The sequence below is a fragment of the Cohnella boryungensis genome, assembly GCF_042651945.1.
Lineage (GTDB): Bacteria > Bacillota > Bacilli > Paenibacillales > Paenibacillaceae > Cohnella > Cohnella boryungensis.
The window spans coordinates 50,775-68,205 of sequence record NZ_JBHSED010000040.1 but is presented as its reverse complement, the minus strand read 5'-3'; the positions used below and the strand labels follow the sequence as shown (position 1 = coordinate 68,205).

Below are 17,431 nucleotides of genomic sequence, written 5' to 3'. Positions count from 1 at the left end.
GTCCGCCGATTGCTTTTGTTCCGATTTTATCCCGAATACGGAAGAATGCACAACTTATATTCGAATATCCCCCATCGGAATCCCCCTGCTCCCCTTGGCTATTTCCGCCAAAACTAAAAAACCACTCTATAGCAAAGTGGTTTGAATGGATGTTATGGCGGAGCCCTCACGGCTTCCGCGCAACGAAAAACAATCTTTCCGACTCTTCGTCGGGACTGTTCCAGCCGAAATCGGCGACAAGATGCAGCAGTTCGAAGCCTATGGCTTTCAGCTGTCCGGAAATCCATTGCGGGTCATACGCCCTCTGTACATGCGATTCCTCGAAGCGGCTGTACAATGCTCCGCTGCCTCTGGAAGAAGTTTCTTCGCGAATGAAGAAGGTCAGAGAGTGCTCGATCTCCCGGCGTTCCTCGTCGTAATCGCTGGTCCACAGGTAAGCCACGTCGGGCTCGTCGTAGACGAACGGCTGCTCCTCCGCATACCGTTCCAGCTGCTTAGGAGAATGGACATCGAACAGAAATAGTCCGCCCGACTCCAGACCTTGATACGTCCGGCGGAGCGTTGCGGTCACATCCTCCGGCTCCGTCAAGTAGTTCAGGCAATCGCAGAAGCTGATGACAGCGTCCACTCCGTAAGGCAGCTCCCACTCCCGCATGTCCTGCTGCAGCCATCGAACGGTCCCGGGCTCGTCGCGGTAAGCGGCCCGATTGCCCAAGCCTTCCCACTTGCTGCGAGCTACGGACAGCATTTCGGAGGAAATGTCCAGCCCATACACGCTAAAGCCCGAACGGGCCAGGGGGATCGTCAGATTGCCCGTTCCGCAGCCCAGATCCACTACCTTCTTCGGAATGCCGTAGCGCTCCCAGCACTTGCGGGCGAAGCCCAACCACTCGGGATAGGGCATCTCCTCCATTAAGCGATCATATACGGATGCGAATTGATGGTAAGCACGCATTCCGGTCCCCCCTGTCTCCATACAAGTAAAAACGGCTTCGCCGTCCTTGGGTACGGCGGCACACGTTTTGTATCGCGCGATCAGCTAAGGAATAAGACAGTCTGAAACTTTTCCTATCTGATCGTTAAATAAAACGGAAGCCGGAGCGTTTCACTCCGACTCCCCTGTAGCGGAAACGGAAGAATCTCCAGCCTCGTCCTCCGCCGATTTCAAATGCGTCCAGTTGCCCTTCTGCGTAATGAGCCCTTCTTTCATCAGCTTTCCGAGCGCCCGCTTGAAGGCGGACTTGCTCAGCTGGAAGCGCCTCTGAATGTCTTCGGCGCTTGTCTGGTCCGAATACGGCATCGCGCCGCCCGGCCGCTCCCTGAGGAAAGCGAGAATGCGATCGGCATCCTCCACCCGGCCGGCTTCCTTGCTTGCGCGAATGCTAAGCGATACCCGACCGTCCTCGCGCACCTGCGTGACGCGAGCCTTGAACTTCTGGCCGATTCTGAGCGGGTGGACCATGGAGGCGTCGTTGATGTAACCAAGCGCTCCGAAGCCGAGAACGCCGCCTTCCACCAGCGTGAATACGCCGTCCCGGAACACGTCCGTGACCCAGCCCTCTTGCCACTGGTTCATCCAGGAGGAGGGCGCGCGGAACACGAGAGGCGCGAAATCGTCGATCTTCGCCAGCCGCGCCAGCATCCGCCCTTCCTTGTCCTGCTTCATGATGACGTACAGCTCGTCCCCCTGCTGCGGCCAAACGTTTTTCCGCTCCGCGGGAAAGGATTTCAGCGGCAGCAGCAGCTGGCGGCCGATTCCCATTTCCAGAAAAAAACCGAAGCTCGGATGAAAATCCGCCACTACCAGCCTCGCCATTTCTCCTAGCGTAATCAGCGGCTTGCGCAGCGTAGCGGTAATCCGCTCCTTGTCGTCATGGAACAGAAACACGTCAGCCTCGGAATCGACCTCCAGACGTTCTCCCCCTGTTTCTCCATAAGGAAGCAGCACTTCCGGGCCGTCCTCCCGGCCGAAGCCGAGAAACCAGCCGTACGGGGATACCTCTCTTCGAACATACAAGTGCTGTATGGTTCCAGCGGTCAGATTCATACCGTCTCCACGGCTTTGGCGTCGGACCAGAGACGTTCGAGATGGTAATATTCCCGTTCGTCCTTATGGAAAATATGAGCCACCACATCTCCCATGTCCACAAGCACCCAACGCGCCGTATCCATGCCTTCCAGGCGAACCCGGTGGCCGGCCATCTCCGCGTTTTTGCGAATTTCCGTCGCGATCGACAGCACCTGCGTATCCGAATTGCCGTGGCAGATTACGAAATAATCCGCCACCAGCGAGATGCCCTGTAAATTCAAGGCGACGAGATCGTGCGCTTTCTTCTCCTCCGCCGCGTGAATGACTGTCTTCAATAGTTGTTGCGAGTTGCCTGCCATGTCTCAGCCTCCATCTTTCATCAAGTTGACCTGTGCGATCAGATCGTTCCTAGCCATTACCGTAAGCGGAAAAATACGTTTTCTTCGCTCTATAAGCACCGCTATCGTCGAATCGAAAGCCTCAAGCAGCGCCTCCTCCAGACTGTGCTTCGCCCGCTTGCGCAATTGCTCGACTCCGGGAAAATCCCGTCCCGGCTCGATGTAATCGGCCAGACAGACGATTTTCTCCAGCTTGGTCATGCCCTCCCGGCCCGAAGTATGATACCGGATCGCATCCAGCACTTCCTCGTCGTCGATGCCGTGCTCCGTCTGTACCGCCCATGCGCCGACATGCGCATGCCACAGCTCCTTGTCGTGAAGCAGAAGCTCGGCGGGCAATTGCTGCTCGCGGATAACGGCTTCCATCCGGCCGATCGCCCACGCTTTGGAATAATCGTGAAGCAGAGCTGCCAGCTCGGCCTTCTCCGGGTCACCGTCATATCGCTTCGCCAGCTGAATGGCGGTGTCGACGACTCCCAGCGTGTGCTTCCATCTTTTTTCGGGCATCTGCCCGCGGGTCGCTTCCCGCAGCTTGTCAAGATTCATATAGGCCATTCCTTTGAATGTAATCGATGACCGGATCCGGCAGCATGTAACGAACGGAACGTCCCGTCTTGAGGGCGCGCCGGATGGCGGTCGAAGACAAGCCCATCGGAGGCATAGACGCCCTCGTCAGTCGGCTGCGGATAAAGTCGGGCAGACGGGATTCGTCGCTCGGCTGATCCGGCCTCTCCAGTCCGATGAAGGAAATTCGCTCGGCGAGCTGCTCGATCTCCCGCCAGTTCGGCAAATCCTGAATCATATCCGAGCCTAGAATCCACAGAAAGCTCAGCTCGGGATACGAATGCTGCAAGCCGGTTACGGTCTCGATCGTGTAGGAGGTTCCGTCCTTCTGCAGCTCGATATCCTCGATTCGAAAACCCGGATTGCCGGCTAAGGCAAGCTGCAGCATCGTCGCTCTATGAGACGAGCTCGCGCCGGGCTGAGGCTTGTGAGGAGGCACATTCGTAGGAATGAACCACACCTCGTCCAGGCCGCATCCGTCCAACGCAACCTGCGCGGCGAGCAGATGACCGTAGTGGACAGGATCGAACGTTCCTCCGAGCAATCCGATTTTGCGCATGCTGTGCCCGCCCCCTGCCGTCTTTATTTAGGAAGCACGATCTCCTTGTGATCGACGGATTCCTTGTACAGCACGATCGTCTTGCCAATGACCTGCACGAGCTCGCATCGCGATTTCTCGGCCAGTTCGGCTCCGATCTCGCGCGGATCCTCATCGTTGTTGTTCAGCACCGATATTTTGATCAGCTCGCGCACTTCAATCGCCTCTTCGATATGGCGAACCAGATTGTCGTTCGTGCCGCCTTTGCCGACTTGGAAAATCGGCGTCAAGTGGTGCGCCAACGAACGAAGATAGCGCTTCTGTTTCCCTGTTAGCATAGTTTCTCCTGCTTTCCTTATTGTAGTAGACTCGCCGCCTGCTCTTTGAAGCTGCGAGACTGCTCTATCCTCTCTGCCGGGCAGAGAAGGCTGCGATCCATTCCGCGTTATGAACGACCTAACGATTCCAAGACCGCTTCGCGCATCTCGTCGACCGGAGCGGCCTGCCCGGTCCAGTATTCGAAGGCGTATGCTCCTTGGTAGATGAACATGCCCAACCCTCCGTGAATACGGCAGCCTCTCTTCTCCGCTTCCTGGAGAAAGGCCGTCTTCAGCGGGTTATAGATCAGGTCGCTGGCCACCGACCCGGGCTTGAGCCACTCGGGATCGATTGGCGTCTCGTCCACGTTGGGAAACATACCCACGGACGTTGTGTTCACTACCACATCGGCGCTGGAGCATACGTCGCGCAGGCTGCTCCAGGAAGCGGCAGAGATGCGCAGCTCCGGCGGGAACGAAGCCGCGAGCTCGGCAGCTTTGGCTTCCGTGCGGTTCGCGACGAGGATTCTCGCCGGGTTCTCCTGTGCGAGCGCCCACAAAATCCCTCTTGCCGCGCCTCCGGCCCCCAGCACCACGATCGTCTTGCCCGCCAGCTCCGGCTCGACCTCTTCCTTGAGAGATCGAACATACCCGATCCCGTCGGTATTATAACCAATCAGACGGCCGTTGTCGTTCACGATCGTATTGACCGCTCCCGCCGCCCGCGCGCCTTCGCTAACCTCGTCAAGATAACGCATGACCTCAATCTTGTGGGGGATCGTGACGTTCAGGCCTCTGAAGCCAAGGCCCCGAACACCGGCAATTGCCTGCTCCAGCGATCCCGGTACAACATGAAAAGCGGCGTAAGCGCCGTTAATGCGTGTCACCCTGAACGCCTCATTGAGCATGATGGGCGATTTGGAATGGCGTACGGGATCGCCGATGACTCCGTACAGCAGTGTGTAGCTATCCATCTGTTCCTAGCTTCCCCTCTCCCGCGAATAAGAGACCGACGGCTATAGGATGCTGTCTCTCAGCATCACTTTAATCCCTTTCGGGGCATGAATGTCGACAAGCGCCCCCGTCTTCCCGTTGGCCTGAATCCAGCCCAATCCCGATATAAAAATATCCTGATTCGAATTCGGCGCAATCTTCAGCCGATGCCGGGTCCACTCGGGAAAATCGTTCAGATCCTCCGCGCGCGGAGGGCTGAGCATCTCGCCGCGATGCTGCGTATACAGCTCGTCCGCGCGCTCCAGCTTCGTTCGGTGGATGGACAATCCGGTCGATACGTTCACCGTGAACGATTGACGCTCCCCTTCCACGAAATCGAATCTCGCCAACGCGCCGATAAACAGCGTTTGCCGGGCATTCAGCTGATAGGTCATCGGCTTAAGCGGCTTATCCGGAAGGAGAGCCGCCAGATCCTGGCGCGCTACGATCTCCGACATCCGCCAAGCATAGACGATTCCCGGCGTGTCGATGATGCTCTTCCCGTCATCAAGAGGAATATGCACCGCGTCAAGCGTCGTCCCCGGATAGCGGGATACGGTCAGCTCTCGCTTCAGATCGCTGTAATCGGAGATCAGACGGTTGATCAGCGTGCTCTTGCCTACATTGGTAGCGCCAACGACATATACATCCCGTCCTTGGCGATAACCGTTCAGCGCCTCGACCACCCGGTCGAAGCCGATATTGCGGCGCGCGCTGCACAGCACGACGTCCACGACCTTAAGCCCTTCCTCGCGCGCTTGCTTCTGCACCCAATTCCGCAACCGATTCCAGTTCGTCACCGGAGGCAGCAAATCGATTTTATTGACGACCAGCAGCACCGGGTTGTTCCCCACAAAGCGCTGCAGTCCGGAAATCAAGCTGCCTTGAAAATCGAACAAATCGACAATATGAACGACCAGGCTGTTCGTCGAGGCGATGCCTCCAAGCAGCTTCAGAAATTCGTCCTGATTGACCGTAATCGATGAGCTCTCGTTATAATTCTTAATTCTGAAGCAGCGCTGACAGACGGCCTCTTCCTTATCAAGCGACGAAGCCGGGACATACCCCGGCTTCTTCTGGTCGTCGCTTTGCAGGGAAATTCCGCAGCCGGCGCAACGCGGTTTAAGAGGAGCGATGGTCATGCGAATCCCCTCCTTTCAGCGGCCATAGGCCTTTCTTCCGCAGGTTGGCCAGGGCGATCTTCTCGATTCTGCGATTCATTCTTGTTGTCCATCCTTCCTCGGATGGAGCGATGGGCGTAACAAGAATGGTATGCAAGCCAGCCCGTCTTCCTCCGAATATATCGGTCAGCATCTGATCGCCGACCACCACCGCTTGCTTAGGAGCGATGTCCATCAGCCTCAGGGCGCGCTGGAACGCTCCTCCCGCCGGCTTCTTGGCCGCAGGGATGTAAGGAATGCCGAGAGGCTCGGCGAATTTGCTGACGCGCGTCTTGTTATTATTGGAAAGAATAACAACCTGAAATCCCCGCTCCTTGACCAAATCCAGCCAACCGAGCAGTTGGGGAGTCGCAAGCGGGGTGTGGGCGCTGACTAGCGTATTGTCAAGATCCGTGATGATGCCGCGGACGCCTTGGGAATGCAATTCATTCAGATCGATGTCGAATACCGTGTTGACGATCTGATCGGGCAGCAAACGCTTGAACATCTTCAATAATTGCTCCTGTCTCTAAAGGGCTAATCTTCCTCAAAATATACCATACCCCATTGTACCTTGCAAAAAAACAGGAAAGCTCGGAAAAATTCCGCGCTTTCCCCAGTTATTCTACGATCAATCCGGCACTACGGCTTCCTATAACGATCTGCGGATTTTTTCCGCCGCTTCGTTGAAGCTATTCAGCAGATCGGTCTCCCTCGAATCATTCCCGTAACGGGCCCGTTCGAACGAGGTTAATGCTCCATCGAATTCGCTTCGCAGGGACGCGAATTTGTGTCCCAGCCGCCCGAAGTTTTCCCGGATCGTTTCATGCGGCTCCCTGCGCAAGCCCTTTCGTTGCAGGAAGGACAGCAAACGCTCCATCTCTCTGACGACGCGCTGATTCGGCGTAGCGCCTCTATTGCGGATATGGCTCCACAGCCGCCTCGCTTGATGGCTTCTTGCGAAGAACACCGCAGCGCCTGCCGCGACCAGAGCAACGCCCGCGATCACTGCGATCGTCAGCCAATTGCCGCCGGCAGCCTCTGTCTCGGCTTCCATGGAAGCCGTCTCCGCAGGGCTGTTCGTATTCAGCTCCAACGGCTCGTTGGCAGGACGGGGCTGAGGTACGGTAAAGCCGGAGGTCGGCTCGAACGGAATCCAGCCGTAGCCCTCAAAATAAACCTCCGCCCACGAGTGCGCGTCCGCGTTGCGAACCGTATACGTTCCCGCTCCCGACGGATCGGGAATTTGCTCGGGTCCGCCGAAGCGGGCTCGCTCCGCCGCGCTGGCGTCGTATCCGGTAGCATACCCTTTGACCCAGCGGGTCGGCAGTCCGATCGAGCGAGCCATGACGACGAACGAGGTCGAGAAATAATCGCAATAGCCCTCCTGAATCTCGAACAAAAAGGCGTCCACGATATCCCCGTTGGCCCGGTCGGTTTGACGGGTTAAATCCGGCGTGTTCGTGTAGGCATAGGTTTGCTTCAAATATTGCTCCAGCTTCTTCGCGCGATCGTAATCGCTTGTCAACCCGGTCGTTTGCTCAGCCGCAAGATCGCTTACCCGCTTCGGCAGGCTGTCCGGCAGCTGCAAATAAGGCGTCAGATCGATGCTGCTCTCCTCGGCCGTGTCGATCTTGCGAAGCGCCTCTTCGTCCAGAATGGCAACCTCGGATATGACCGAATATTTCTGAACCCGCGCCGTTTTGCCCCAGCGAAGCTCCCACTCGCGGGCGTCCCATCTCAAGCCGGCATTGTTATCGCTTCGCAGCTCCGTAATAGAGGTCGCAGGTCCTGCGGCAAACAGCACCGGCAGTCTATCCTTGCGCTCTACAGTCACCGTCTGAACGACCTCGATCGTCCGAACGTTCTTGTCGCGCGGCGGATCAAGCTCGAGCGGCTCGGCGTTCTGGCCTATCGTAGCTTGCACAAGCCGAGAGCCTTTCAGGTCTCCCCAGCCTTTTCCGGTATAGACGGATTTCGTTTCTCCCCTCCAATAGCTGCTTTGGGAAGTCGAAATGGTCATCACGGGGGAATAATCGAACTGGAATCCACCGCCGATCTTGCGATCATCCCGGCTGTAGCCGGACAGGGACGATCCGCTGCTTCCCGACGCGCTGACCTTCTGCACGCCGCCTTCTCCGGAGAATACGGGAACTTCCCGCCCCTGCGCCTCCGTCCAGATCGTGTAGGGATCTTCCAGAATGACCGGAGCCCTGGGCATGAATATTCCCGTAAGCAGCACGAGCGTAATGATCACTACGGCGGGAAAAGCGATATCCAGCGGCCTCTCGGCCAACGCCTCCCAGCTGTCGGGATGCCTCGACTGCAGCTGACGCAAATGAAGCACGACCAGCCATACCAGTCCGGCCGTTACAATCCAGGCAATATTGTGCCATAATTCCAATGGAAAAAAGGAATCCGCAATCGCCATTCCGCCAATCGTCGTTACGATGACCGCCACCGCTCCGGCCCTGCTCGCTCCGATCCATGCCAGCACGTGCACGGCCAATACGGCGCCTGCCGCCAGCTCGAAGAAGGGGCTGAACTGCACCGCATGCCCGGTAACAAAATCTCCCCACTGCCCCCAGGAGCGCCAGGATTCCGGCCATCCCTGCCATTCGACGGGAGCCTTCCATACGATCACTCCCGCTGCCGCCCCTGCCTGAAGAAGCAGCCTGAGCCATAGCATTCGCGAGAGAAGCAGCTCCGCTGCCGCGGTAACCGCCAAGGTGCCGTAAACGATGGCGTAGGTTTCTTCCCACCAATATTCGGAGAAGCATTGAATCAATTGAAGCACAACGACAATCGCCAGCAGCCGATGCAGTCTCTCCAGCACGATGTGCCGCCACAGCCGGCCCTTCAGCAGCCCGATCATGCCGACACCTCCCCTAGCGCATGGGGAAGCTTCTCCAGCTCGGATACGCTCACGTACTCCCACTGCTTCGATTGGCACAGCAGCTGCCAATGGCGCAGCTTCGCCGAGGCTTCCGACGAGAGTCGCTCATGACCGATATGAACGAAGCTCGGAACCATCCGCTTGCCTTCCAGCGCGCTCATGGCCGAAGCCGTCTGATCGTCCGCCGACGAGCCGATGACAACGACGTGAACGCCGGGCTCGTAGCGCTCGGCCGTCTGACAGAGAATGTCTCCCAGCGGCTGCTTCCCGTCGGCTTCAACGTCGACCAGATGCTGCAGCACCTCGCTTCGGGACACGGGAGCTCGTCCCTCGCCGAACCAGTTCGTTTTCTCTCCTGCGGAAACGAAACCAATCGGCATTCCTTTGGCAATCGTCAATTCGAGCATCGAGGCCGCGACCGACACCGCCAACTCGAATTGATCCGGGTGCAGATAGGCCGAACTGTTCCGGTCCAGCACAAATACGATTCTCGGGAGCGCCTCGCGCTCGAACTCCTTCGACTTCCACTGTCCCGTCTTCGCCGTCGCGTTCCAATGAATTCTCGAAAGACGATCCCCGTGGATATATTCGCGCACCCCGTCGATCTGCGTGGTTTCTCTTGCCCATAAGGAGGTGAACGTGTGATGGAATACGCCCCGCTGCGAGCGCCGGAACAGTCTCCAGTCCTTCAGGGCTATCGTTCGGGGCAGCACCTGAACATGCAGAGGCTGCTGGAAGGAGCCCCGATGCTCGAACAAGCCGAAGATATCGCGCGTCGAGCAATCGGTCTGCTGGAATTGATACCGGCCCCGCCGCAGAGGCGCCGTCTCGAATTGCACTTCTCCCCTGCGACGATAATCGGGCACGAAGGACATTTCGTATAGCTGGGCTTCTCCGCCGGTAGATCGAATCAGCTTCTCCCGCACAATCACATAAGGAAGCGGCCAGTAACCCGGAATCTGCATGCGGAGCTTCACTCTAAGGCGCATGCCTGCGGTCATGAACGCCGAATGTCCTTCCCCCGTCTCCGTCACGCGAAAACCTTGCACCCCGCCAATGCCGCTCCAGCGCCCCAGCATCAAGTAAACGCCTAGCGCATTTAATATTACGAACAGCATGAGCGAGGTTTTGCCGCCCTGGAAAAGCAGATAAAAGAGTGCGGTAACGTACAGGATCGCGCTTAACCACCAAGCGCGGGGAACATGCAGCCGCGCCATGATCAGCGCTCCATCCCTACGGGAACGGGAAGCGTGCGAAGAACGTCCTGCAGCACTTGCGCGGCCGTTACGCCCTGCATGCGCGCTTCCGACTTCAGATGAAGACGATGCCCCAGCACCAGGCCTGCCATCGCCTTCACGTCGTCGGGCAGAACGAAGCCCCGATGATTCAGGAAGGCGTAGGCTTTGGCCGCGGAGGTCAGCGCCACCGCCGCACGCGGACTGGCGCCGAGCAGCACGGAGCCGTGCTGGCGCGTGCCGCGAATCAGCGCAACTAAATAATCGGCCACCGTAGACTCCAGATGTACGCCTTCCGCCAGCTTTTGCATCTGGGCGACATCCTCCACCGTCGCCACCGCCTTTAACGATTCGGCCGACCGGTTGGCTCCCGGCTCCAGCACAAGTCGCTTCTCGGAAGCTTCATCCGGATAGCCGAGCTTGATTTTCATCAGGAAGCGGTCCAATTGCGCCTCCGGCAAGCTGTACGTGCCCTCGAATTCAATCGGGTTCTGAGTGGCGAACAGCATAAAGGGATGAGGCAGATTATGCGTCTCCCCGTCCACGGACACTCTTCTTTCCTCCATGGCCTCCAGAAGCGCCGATTGGGTTTTGGTCGTCGCCCGGTTGATCTCGTCCGTCAGCAGAAGGTTCGCCATGATAGGTCCCGGCCTGAATACGAATTCTTCCAATTTCGGATGATAGATCGATACGCCGGTAATATCGGTCGGCAACAAGTCCGGATTGCATTGAATGCGATGAAATACGCCGCCAATGGACAAGGCCAACGCCTTAACCATTTGCGTTTTGCCGGTGCCCGGCACGTCCTCGATCAACACATGCCCGCCTGCAAGCATTGCCGTTAGCATGGAAGCGATTTCTTCCCGTTTGCCGTAAATGCAGGATTCCATGTTGAACTTGATTTGATCCAAAAGCTGCATCGCGGTATGTTGATCCATTTCTAATCCTCCTATGGACTCTACTTTGATGTCATTTTTATGGTGTCATTCCCATTATACCGGAATTTGGATTGCACCGTAAATTTTAGTTTCTTCCAAAAAACAATAGAGAAACAGCCAATCCCCTTCGGGACTGGCTGTTTGGCTGTTGGCGACCGTATGGAGCCGGCGCTGCTGCGGGTCTAGCCCTTCGGCTTGACGACCAGCGCGGCCAGAAAGGAAAACACGATGGCAGCGGATATGCCTGCGCTTGTAATGCTGAATATGCCCGTAATGACGCCGATCCAGCCGACCTCCTGCAGCTCGGTCAACGCCCCGTGCACCAATGCGTTGCCAAAACTTGTAATCGGTACGGTGGCTCCCGCGCCGGCGAAATCGACAAGCGGATCATACCAGCCAACCGCGTCCAGAAGCGCCCCCGTTACGACCAGCAGCGACATCGTATGCGCCGGCGTCAGCTTGGCGACATCGAACAGCAGCTGGCCGACGACGCAGATGCCTCCGCCGACGACAAACGCCCATAAATAGATCATCTGTTTGCACCCCCTTGCCGCTTCGAATGCCCCGCTTCGATCGCGACCGCATGGGCTACGCAAGGAATGCTTTCTCCCTGCTGGTAGGACAGCGGACTTAGCAACGCTCCGGTGGCGACGACAAGAATTCGCCCCAGCTCGCCTTTATGGATTCGCTTCAGCAGATGTCCGTAAGTGACGACCGCAGAGCATCCGCATCCGCTGCCGCCCGCCTGTACCTTCTGCTTCTCTACGTCGTAGATCATCAATCCGCAGTCGCGGAAGGTCGTCTGCTCCATCGGGACGCCGTTGCGGCCCAGCATTTCTAGCGCGAGCGGATGGCCGACGCCGGCCAAATCCCCGGTCACGATCAGATCGTAATAGCCCGGCGTTCTTCCCGTATCCTGAAAATGGCCCTGAATCGTATCCACGGCCGCCGGCGCCATCGCGGCTCCCATGTTGAACGGGTCCTTGATGCCCAAATCCATCACTTTGCCGATTGTGGCTGCGGTAATAACCGGTCCTTCGCCGCTGCGGGCGACGATGGACGCTCCCGCCCCCGTCACTGTATATTGGGCCGTCGGCGGCTTCTGGGAGCCGTATTCCGTCGGATAGCGGAACTGCTTCTCCACCGTGCAGTTATGGCTGCAGGTGCCCGCCATCGCATAGTCCGCCGCGCCCGAAGCGATCATAAGGGAGGCGACGGCCAGCGATTCCATCGAGGTGGAGCAGGCCCCGAACATGCCGATGTAGGGAGCTTCCAGCGCACGAACCGCGAAGGAGGTGCTGATAATCTGATTCATCAAATCTCCGCCGACAAAAAAATTCAGCTTGTCTTTGGAAAGCTTTGCATGCTCAAGCGCAATTTCCGTAGCTTGCTCCATAAGCAACCTCTCGGATTTCTCCCAGGAAGGCTGGCCCATCTCCAGATCGGGATGAACCAGATCGAAATCGGAAGCCAGCGGTCCCTGGCCTTCGTCCGGCCCGACAACGGTGCCGGTTGCGACTATGACGGGCGGCTGCTCATAAACCCATGACCTTCTACCCTGTAGTATCATGCCACGCCCCGATTCCGAACACCCAGTAGACGATCCCCACGATAAAGGAAGCGACAACCCCGAATACGATAACGGAGCCCGCCAGCTTGAACATGTTCGAGCCTACGCCCAATACGAGCCCTTCGCTGCGATGCTCGATGGCGGCCGAGCACATCGAGTTGGCGAAGCCCGTTACCGGCACGGCGCTGCCCGCTCCCGCCCACTGCGCAATTTTATCGTAGACCCCGAAGCTTGTCAGAATTACCGCCAGCAAAATCATAACCGCCACGGTCGGGTTGCTCGCGTCCTTGGAAGACATATGGAACACCGTAATAAAAAACTGGGTGACGCCTTGCCCGATCGTGCAAATGATTCCCCCCACCAGAAAAGCCTTCAAGCAATTCGTCCAGACCGAACGGGAAGGCTCGCGCGCCTTGGCGAACGCCTGATACTCCTTGGACGACATCGATACAGGCTTGTAAGACCCCTGACCGCGTCCGCCGCTTTTTACAGCCATCTCTAACACCTCCATGGAAAATCGCGAAGCATGGTCTCTTCATTATTTCCCGCAGTCGGGCTTTATCATTCGACAAAATGACTTTAATCCGTTCGAACAGGCACGGTTGGGCGAAAACCTACATACAATGGTAATGCTTCTCTGGCGCAAGCCGAACCCGAATACGGAGGTGGCCTTCCCGTGCCCGCATTTATCACCTCGATTGCCCTGTTCCTGAAGCAGCTGTCCCTGCTTGTTTCCTATGTAAAGAACAACGCTTTCCCGCAGCCTCTGACCGATGAGGAAGAGGCGCTGCATCTGTCGCGGCTCGCGGAGGGGAACCCCGTTTCCCGCAACCTGCTTATCGAACATAACCTGCGGCTTGTCGCCCACATCGTCAAGAAATTCGACAACACCGGAGAGGACCTGGAAGACCTGATCTCTATCGGGACGATCGGTCTCATTAAAGCCATCGAGAGTTTTCAGCCGAACAAGGGGACGAAGCTAGCGACATTCGCGGCCCGTTGTATCGAGAACGAAATTCTGATGCATCTGCGTTCGTTGAAAAAAACGAGAAAGGATGTCTCCCTGCACGATCCGATCGGAACGGATAAAGAGGGGAATGAAATCACCCTTCAGGATATTCTCGGCACAGAGGTCGACGAGGTCGTCGACAAGGTGGAGCTCAAAATTGAGAAAAGCAAAATCTACCGCAATCTGGACATCTTGGACGATCGCGAGCAAGAGGTGATTAGGGGAAGGTTCGGCCTAGACGGCGGCGGAGACGAACGAACGCAGCGAGAAATCGCGCGCGAGCTGGGCATATCCCGATCTTACGTGTCGCGCATTGAAAAGCGGGCTTTAATGAAGCTGTACCATGAGTTTTATAAGGCGAAGCGCTGATTCCGCGCGCCTTGCGAAAGGCTAGCGCCATGCAAAAAAGCATGCGGGTCGTCCTCGACCGCATGCTCGGATTGATAAAGCTCAATTTTTAATGGATATCTCGTAACCCGCTTGCGTGCTACAGACCGAAATCCGATGGAGTCAGGTTTACGGCCCGGCAAATTTCCCGGACGACGGCTTTCTCCTGCTCGTCGAAGTCGCCGTCGGCAGCGCCGATCGCGCAGCATACGCTGACAATGACCCTTGCGACGTCCGGCTTGTCTTTGAATTTAATGATGGGCTTCATCGCTTCCGCTTTGCCAATCATGGCGTCGAAATCGAAATTGCTCGTAAAGTGGTTGAAACGCTCGATGACTTTGGACATGTCGAACACTTTCAGCTCTTCGTTATGGTTAATATAACCGGCCATCTTTTGCTTCTCCGAGCTGTCGATTTTGCCGTCAGCCGCGGCGACGATAGCACAGCCCGCCACGACGGCGTCCATGAAATCCTTGTTTTTGAATTTCGTTACCTGGTCCTTCAGACCTTGGCGCATAGAAGCCAGCTTTTGCGAAAAAGTGCTCATCTTCCCATTCCTCCATCATAATGAATCAATAGTTTTTGTGATGGTTTTATTGTACCTTATCGCTATGTCTCGATCAAATTCGACACCCTCGCCCGCCCCGGCGTACCGGCATCGATTTCTCCGGACAGCAGCTTGGGCAGCAGCGCGTCCCTTGCGGCCGCCAGTGCGGCGGCCTCCTTGTTGTTCCGCTCGCAAGCGGCCAGCCAGTCTCCGGCCATTCGCTCGAATTTCTCCGCGATATCGGGGGGCGGCAGCGCTACAGGCGTCCGCTTCAGATCCGATCCCGCAATCAGCGGCTGCGTCGATCCACGGTTAAGACCGGCATAATCGATGTCCTTCAGCAATTGGTAAGCATACTCGTACCGATCGCTCTGCACGACAAGCGTATTGTCGGACGGCCAGCAGGCTTCGGCGCACCGCTGGATGACCCCCAGCGTCCCGGCGCGGCCCACGACCAGGACAGGCTCCCGATACAGCGCCTCGTCAACAAACGCTCTGGAGCTGCCCGAAGCGACGAGAGGATAGCGATATTTCTCTGTTTTGACGGGGCTTTGACGGAGGGGGCGTTTGCCTTTATCGACAGCGGCGATATCCCCAAGTCGGCCCGCTATCCAGCCTTCGGGAATCTCCTTCTCCAGCTCCTCGGAGTAGATCATGCTGCCCCCGCTGGATCTGTAAGGCTTCCCCTTTGCGTTCGGATAATCGAACGAGCCGAACCACTGCGCATATACGACCCGGACCAATTGCTCCAGCTTCTCGTTCATCTGGGCAATATGCCGAATTTTCTCATCGAAGGAGGAAAGCACGTTGGCGATTTGCCGTTGAAGAGGCAGCGCGGGCAGCGGCAGCTCCACATTCTCGAGCATTCTTGTCGTCAGCGCTTTGCGAGTGCCTCCTTGCGATGCCAGGGAAAGCAATTCCTCCTTCGTACCGGGATGAAGCAAAGCGTACATTACATATGCCGGATCGGCCTTGTCCGGCTTGACGCGAATGAAGGCGACATGCTGGCTCACGCGAGCGGGCAGCTCTTCTGCCCCAAGCATGCAGCATCTGGCCACGGAATCTCCGGTCAGATTAAGCAGCACATCCCGGGGCAACGCCTCGGCTTTGCGAAGCTTGCCGGCCTGCTCCGCATCCAGGTAAACCAGCCCCTCCTGCGTAAAGCGATAATCCCGCACGTTCATGCTTCGAATCAGCGCTACGCCAGTCCGGCGGTAAACCCGTTCTCCGCCTGCCGGCGTCGCCCCGCTGCCGATCTTAAGCGCCACATCGCCAAGCCTTCTGCGCTCATAGCTCATAGCCGATTGCCCTCAGACTTTTCTTGATTCGCTCATCCAATATCGGAGTTTGGCTCATCAGCTCGGCCAGCTCCGCCACCAGCTTGTCCATCTTCTCCCCGAAGGGCTCTCCCTCCTCCGTCTCCTTCACGCCGACATAGCGCGCGGGCGTAAGCAGATAGTCTCTCTCCCGAATGTCCGCGATACTTGCCGACTTGCACCAGCCGGCTTTATCTTGATATTTGCAATCGGCCAGCCACCGGTGATAAGCGCCTGCAATTTCGCCGATGTCCGTCTCTTCCAGCTCCCGCAGCTTGCGGTTGACCATTGTTCCTCGGCTGCGGGCGTCCAGGAACAGCACCTCTCCCTTCCGGCGCTTTCCGTTGCGGAATAACCACAGGCTGACCGGGATGCCGGTCGTATAGAAGAGCTTATCGGGCAGCGACACAATGCAGTCCACCTTATCCCGCTCGATCATCTCCCGGCGGAGATCGCCCTCTCCCGATATGCGCGAAGTAAGCGAGCCGTTGGCCAGCACGATCCCGGCCACGCCCGAGGGAGCGAGCTTGGCCAACGTATGGGACAACCAGGCATAGTTGGCGTTCCCCTTCGCCGGCACCCCCCATTGCCAGCGCGGGTCCTCCAGAAGGCTCTCCTGTCCCCAATCGCTGACGTTAAACGGAGGGTTGGCCAGAATATTATCGAACTTTCGGTCCATGAATTGATCGGCGCGGAGCGTATCTCCGTTGGTTCGCCCTAAATCCGCTTCCACCCCTCTCACCGTCAGGTTCATGATGGCAAGTCTTCTCGTAGCCGCATTCATCTCCTGTCCGAATACCGACAGATTCGAGATACGTCCGCTTTGCGCCTGAACCGCCCGGCTCGCCTGAACGAGCATTCCCCCGCTGCCGCAGCAAGGGTCGTAGAGCGTCCCGGAGACGGGCCCGATCATCTCGACGAGCAGCTTGACCACGCCGTCCGGGGTATAGAACTCTCCGTCACCCTGGCCAAGGAGCGATGCGAACTTTCCCAGGAAATATTCATATACCCGTCCCAACGCGTCCTCCTCGATCGTCAGCGTGTCGAAGCTGTCTATTACCGCGACAACCTCGCCGATTCTACGCGGGTCCAGTTCTTCACCTGAATACCGAATGGGCAGAACGCCGGACAACCGCTTGTTGCCCCGCTCAATTGCGCGGAAAGCCTCATCCAGCGTGAAGCCGATCTCGGCCGTGTCCGCTCGCTCCATAATATACGTCCATCGCGCTTCCTCCGGCACCCGAAACGACTTCGGCCGTTTGTTCTCATCTCTCTTTTCACGATCGGATATATATTTCAAGAAAAGAATACCCAACACGATATCCTTGTAGCGGGTAGGCGCAATACTGCCGCGCAGCTTGTCCGCCGCCATCCACAGCTTGCTTTCCATGCCTGCAAGTCCTGTTCCCTTGGTCATGTTCCGCTTGTCCTCCGTTTGTTCAGAACCGTTCGCCGTTCTCGCAACTCCTTTCGTACAATTCGACAATGCCGCCGGATTCCCTGCCCTTCCTTCGTGCCGCCGGAGCGGGCATTT

General features: G+C 57.4%; 19 protein-coding genes. 1 reads left to right on the top strand and 18 read right to left on the bottom strand.

Annotated features, from left to right (window positions below; all coding sequences use genetic code 11):
• Positions 1-166: 166 nt before the first annotated feature.
• The 15 genes from ACFO1S_RS18925 to spoVAC all read right to left on the bottom strand — a co-directional run bounded on the left by ACFO1S_RS18925 (position 167) and on the right by spoVAC (position 13,134).
• The gene (locus tag ACFO1S_RS18925) at positions 167-955 is read right to left on the bottom strand and encodes a class I SAM-dependent DNA methyltransferase (RefSeq protein ID WP_204601129.1); all 789 of its coding nucleotides are present in this window, start codon (positions 953-955) and stop codon (positions 167-169) included.
• A gap of 150 nt (positions 956-1,105) precedes the next feature.
• Complete coding sequence (locus tag ACFO1S_RS18920) at positions 1,106-2,047, bottom strand: CvfB family protein (RefSeq protein WP_204601128.1); 942 nt, start codon at positions 2,045-2,047, stop codon at positions 1,106-1,108.
• A complete protein-coding gene (rsfS, locus tag ACFO1S_RS18915; protein WP_204601127.1) occupies positions 2,044-2,388 on the bottom strand; it encodes a ribosome silencing factor in 345 nt (114 codons plus the stop codon). Before rsfS ends, ACFO1S_RS18920 begins: the two co-directional genes overlap by 4 nt.
• Positions 2,389-2,391: 3 nt before the next feature.
• Positions 2,392-2,973 carry a bis(5'-nucleosyl)-tetraphosphatase (symmetrical) YqeK gene (gene yqeK / locus ACFO1S_RS18910; protein ID WP_204601522.1) on the bottom strand — a complete coding sequence of 194 codons (582 nt, stop codon included), beginning with the start codon at positions 2,971-2,973 and terminating at the stop codon, positions 2,392-2,394.
• Positions 2,963-3,550: a nicotinate (nicotinamide) nucleotide adenylyltransferase gene (gene nadD / locus ACFO1S_RS18905; protein WP_204601126.1), complete on the bottom strand. Its 588-nt coding sequence runs from the start codon at positions 3,548-3,550 to the stop codon at positions 2,963-2,965. Before nadD ends, yqeK begins: the two co-directional genes overlap by 11 nt.
• A 23-nt stretch (positions 3,551-3,573) precedes the next feature.
• A complete protein-coding gene (yhbY, locus tag ACFO1S_RS18900; protein ID WP_204601125.1) occupies positions 3,574-3,867 on the bottom strand; it encodes a ribosome assembly RNA-binding protein YhbY in 294 nt (97 codons plus the stop codon).
• Between the two features lie 107 nt (positions 3,868-3,974).
• Positions 3,975-4,820 carry a shikimate dehydrogenase gene (gene aroE / locus ACFO1S_RS18895; RefSeq protein ID WP_204601124.1) on the bottom strand — a complete coding sequence of 282 codons (846 nt, stop codon included), beginning with the start codon at positions 4,818-4,820 and terminating at the stop codon, positions 3,975-3,977.
• Between the two features lie 42 nt (positions 4,821-4,862).
• Complete coding sequence (yqeH, locus tag ACFO1S_RS18890; RefSeq protein ID WP_204601123.1) at positions 4,863-5,981, bottom strand: ribosome biogenesis GTPase YqeH; 1,119 nt, start codon at positions 5,979-5,981, stop codon at positions 4,863-4,865.
• Entirely contained in the window at positions 5,962-6,507 is a 546-nt protein-coding gene (locus ACFO1S_RS18885; protein WP_204601122.1) for a YqeG family HAD IIIA-type phosphatase, read from the bottom strand. The genes yqeH and ACFO1S_RS18885 overlap by 20 nt, the downstream gene beginning before the upstream one ends.
• A 144-nt stretch (positions 6,508-6,651) precedes the next feature.
• Entirely contained in the window at positions 6,652-8,874 is a 2,223-nt protein-coding gene (locus tag ACFO1S_RS18880; protein WP_204601121.1) for a transglutaminase TgpA family protein, read from the bottom strand.
• The gene (locus ACFO1S_RS18875; RefSeq protein ID WP_204601120.1) at positions 8,871-10,112 is read right to left on the bottom strand and encodes a DUF58 domain-containing protein; all 1,242 of its coding nucleotides are present in this window, start codon (positions 10,110-10,112) and stop codon (positions 8,871-8,873) included. The genes ACFO1S_RS18880 and ACFO1S_RS18875 overlap by 4 nt, the downstream gene beginning before the upstream one ends.
• A gap of 2 nt (positions 10,113-10,114) precedes the next feature.
• Positions 10,115-11,068 (bottom strand): AAA family ATPase, encoded by a 954-nt coding sequence (locus ACFO1S_RS18870; RefSeq protein WP_204601119.1) that lies wholly within the window; start codon positions 11,066-11,068, stop codon positions 10,115-10,117.
• Positions 11,069-11,250: 182 nt separating this feature from the next.
• Positions 11,251-11,601, bottom strand: coding sequence for a stage V sporulation protein AE (spoVAE, locus tag ACFO1S_RS18865; RefSeq protein WP_204601118.1), 351 nt, complete (start codon positions 11,599-11,601; stop codon positions 11,251-11,253).
• Positions 11,598-12,638: a stage V sporulation protein AD gene (gene spoVAD / locus ACFO1S_RS18860; protein ID WP_378127342.1), complete on the bottom strand. Its 1,041-nt coding sequence runs from the start codon at positions 12,636-12,638 to the stop codon at positions 11,598-11,600. The genes spoVAE and spoVAD overlap by 4 nt, the downstream gene beginning before the upstream one ends.
• Entirely contained in the window at positions 12,622-13,134 is a 513-nt protein-coding gene (spoVAC, locus tag ACFO1S_RS18855; protein ID WP_204601117.1) for a stage V sporulation protein AC, read from the bottom strand. Before spoVAC ends, spoVAD begins: the two co-directional genes overlap by 17 nt.
• Positions 13,135-13,314: 180 nt before the next feature.
• Between spoVAC and sigK the strand changes: the two genes are divergently transcribed.
• Complete coding sequence (gene sigK, locus ACFO1S_RS18850; protein ID WP_204601116.1) at positions 13,315-14,016, top strand: RNA polymerase sporulation sigma factor SigK; 702 nt, start codon at positions 13,315-13,317, stop codon at positions 14,014-14,016.
• 118 nt (positions 14,017-14,134) lie between these two features.
• Here sigK and ACFO1S_RS18845 read toward each other — a convergent pair whose 3' ends face one another.
• The 3 genes from ACFO1S_RS18845 to ACFO1S_RS18835 all read right to left on the bottom strand — a co-directional run bounded on the left by ACFO1S_RS18845 (position 14,135) and on the right by ACFO1S_RS18835 (position 17,314).
• Positions 14,135-14,581 (bottom strand): tellurite resistance TerB family protein, encoded by a 447-nt coding sequence (locus ACFO1S_RS18845; RefSeq protein ID WP_204601115.1) that lies wholly within the window; start codon positions 14,579-14,581, stop codon positions 14,135-14,137.
• A gap of 62 nt (positions 14,582-14,643) precedes the next feature.
• Complete coding sequence (locus tag ACFO1S_RS18840) at positions 14,644-15,879, bottom strand: restriction endonuclease subunit S (RefSeq protein ID WP_204601114.1); 1,236 nt, start codon at positions 15,877-15,879, stop codon at positions 14,644-14,646.
• Positions 15,869-17,314 (bottom strand): type I restriction-modification system subunit M, encoded by a 1,446-nt coding sequence (locus ACFO1S_RS18835; RefSeq protein ID WP_204601113.1) that lies wholly within the window; start codon positions 17,312-17,314, stop codon positions 15,869-15,871. Before ACFO1S_RS18835 ends, ACFO1S_RS18840 begins: the two co-directional genes overlap by 11 nt.
• Positions 17,315-17,431 lie beyond the last annotated feature (117 nt).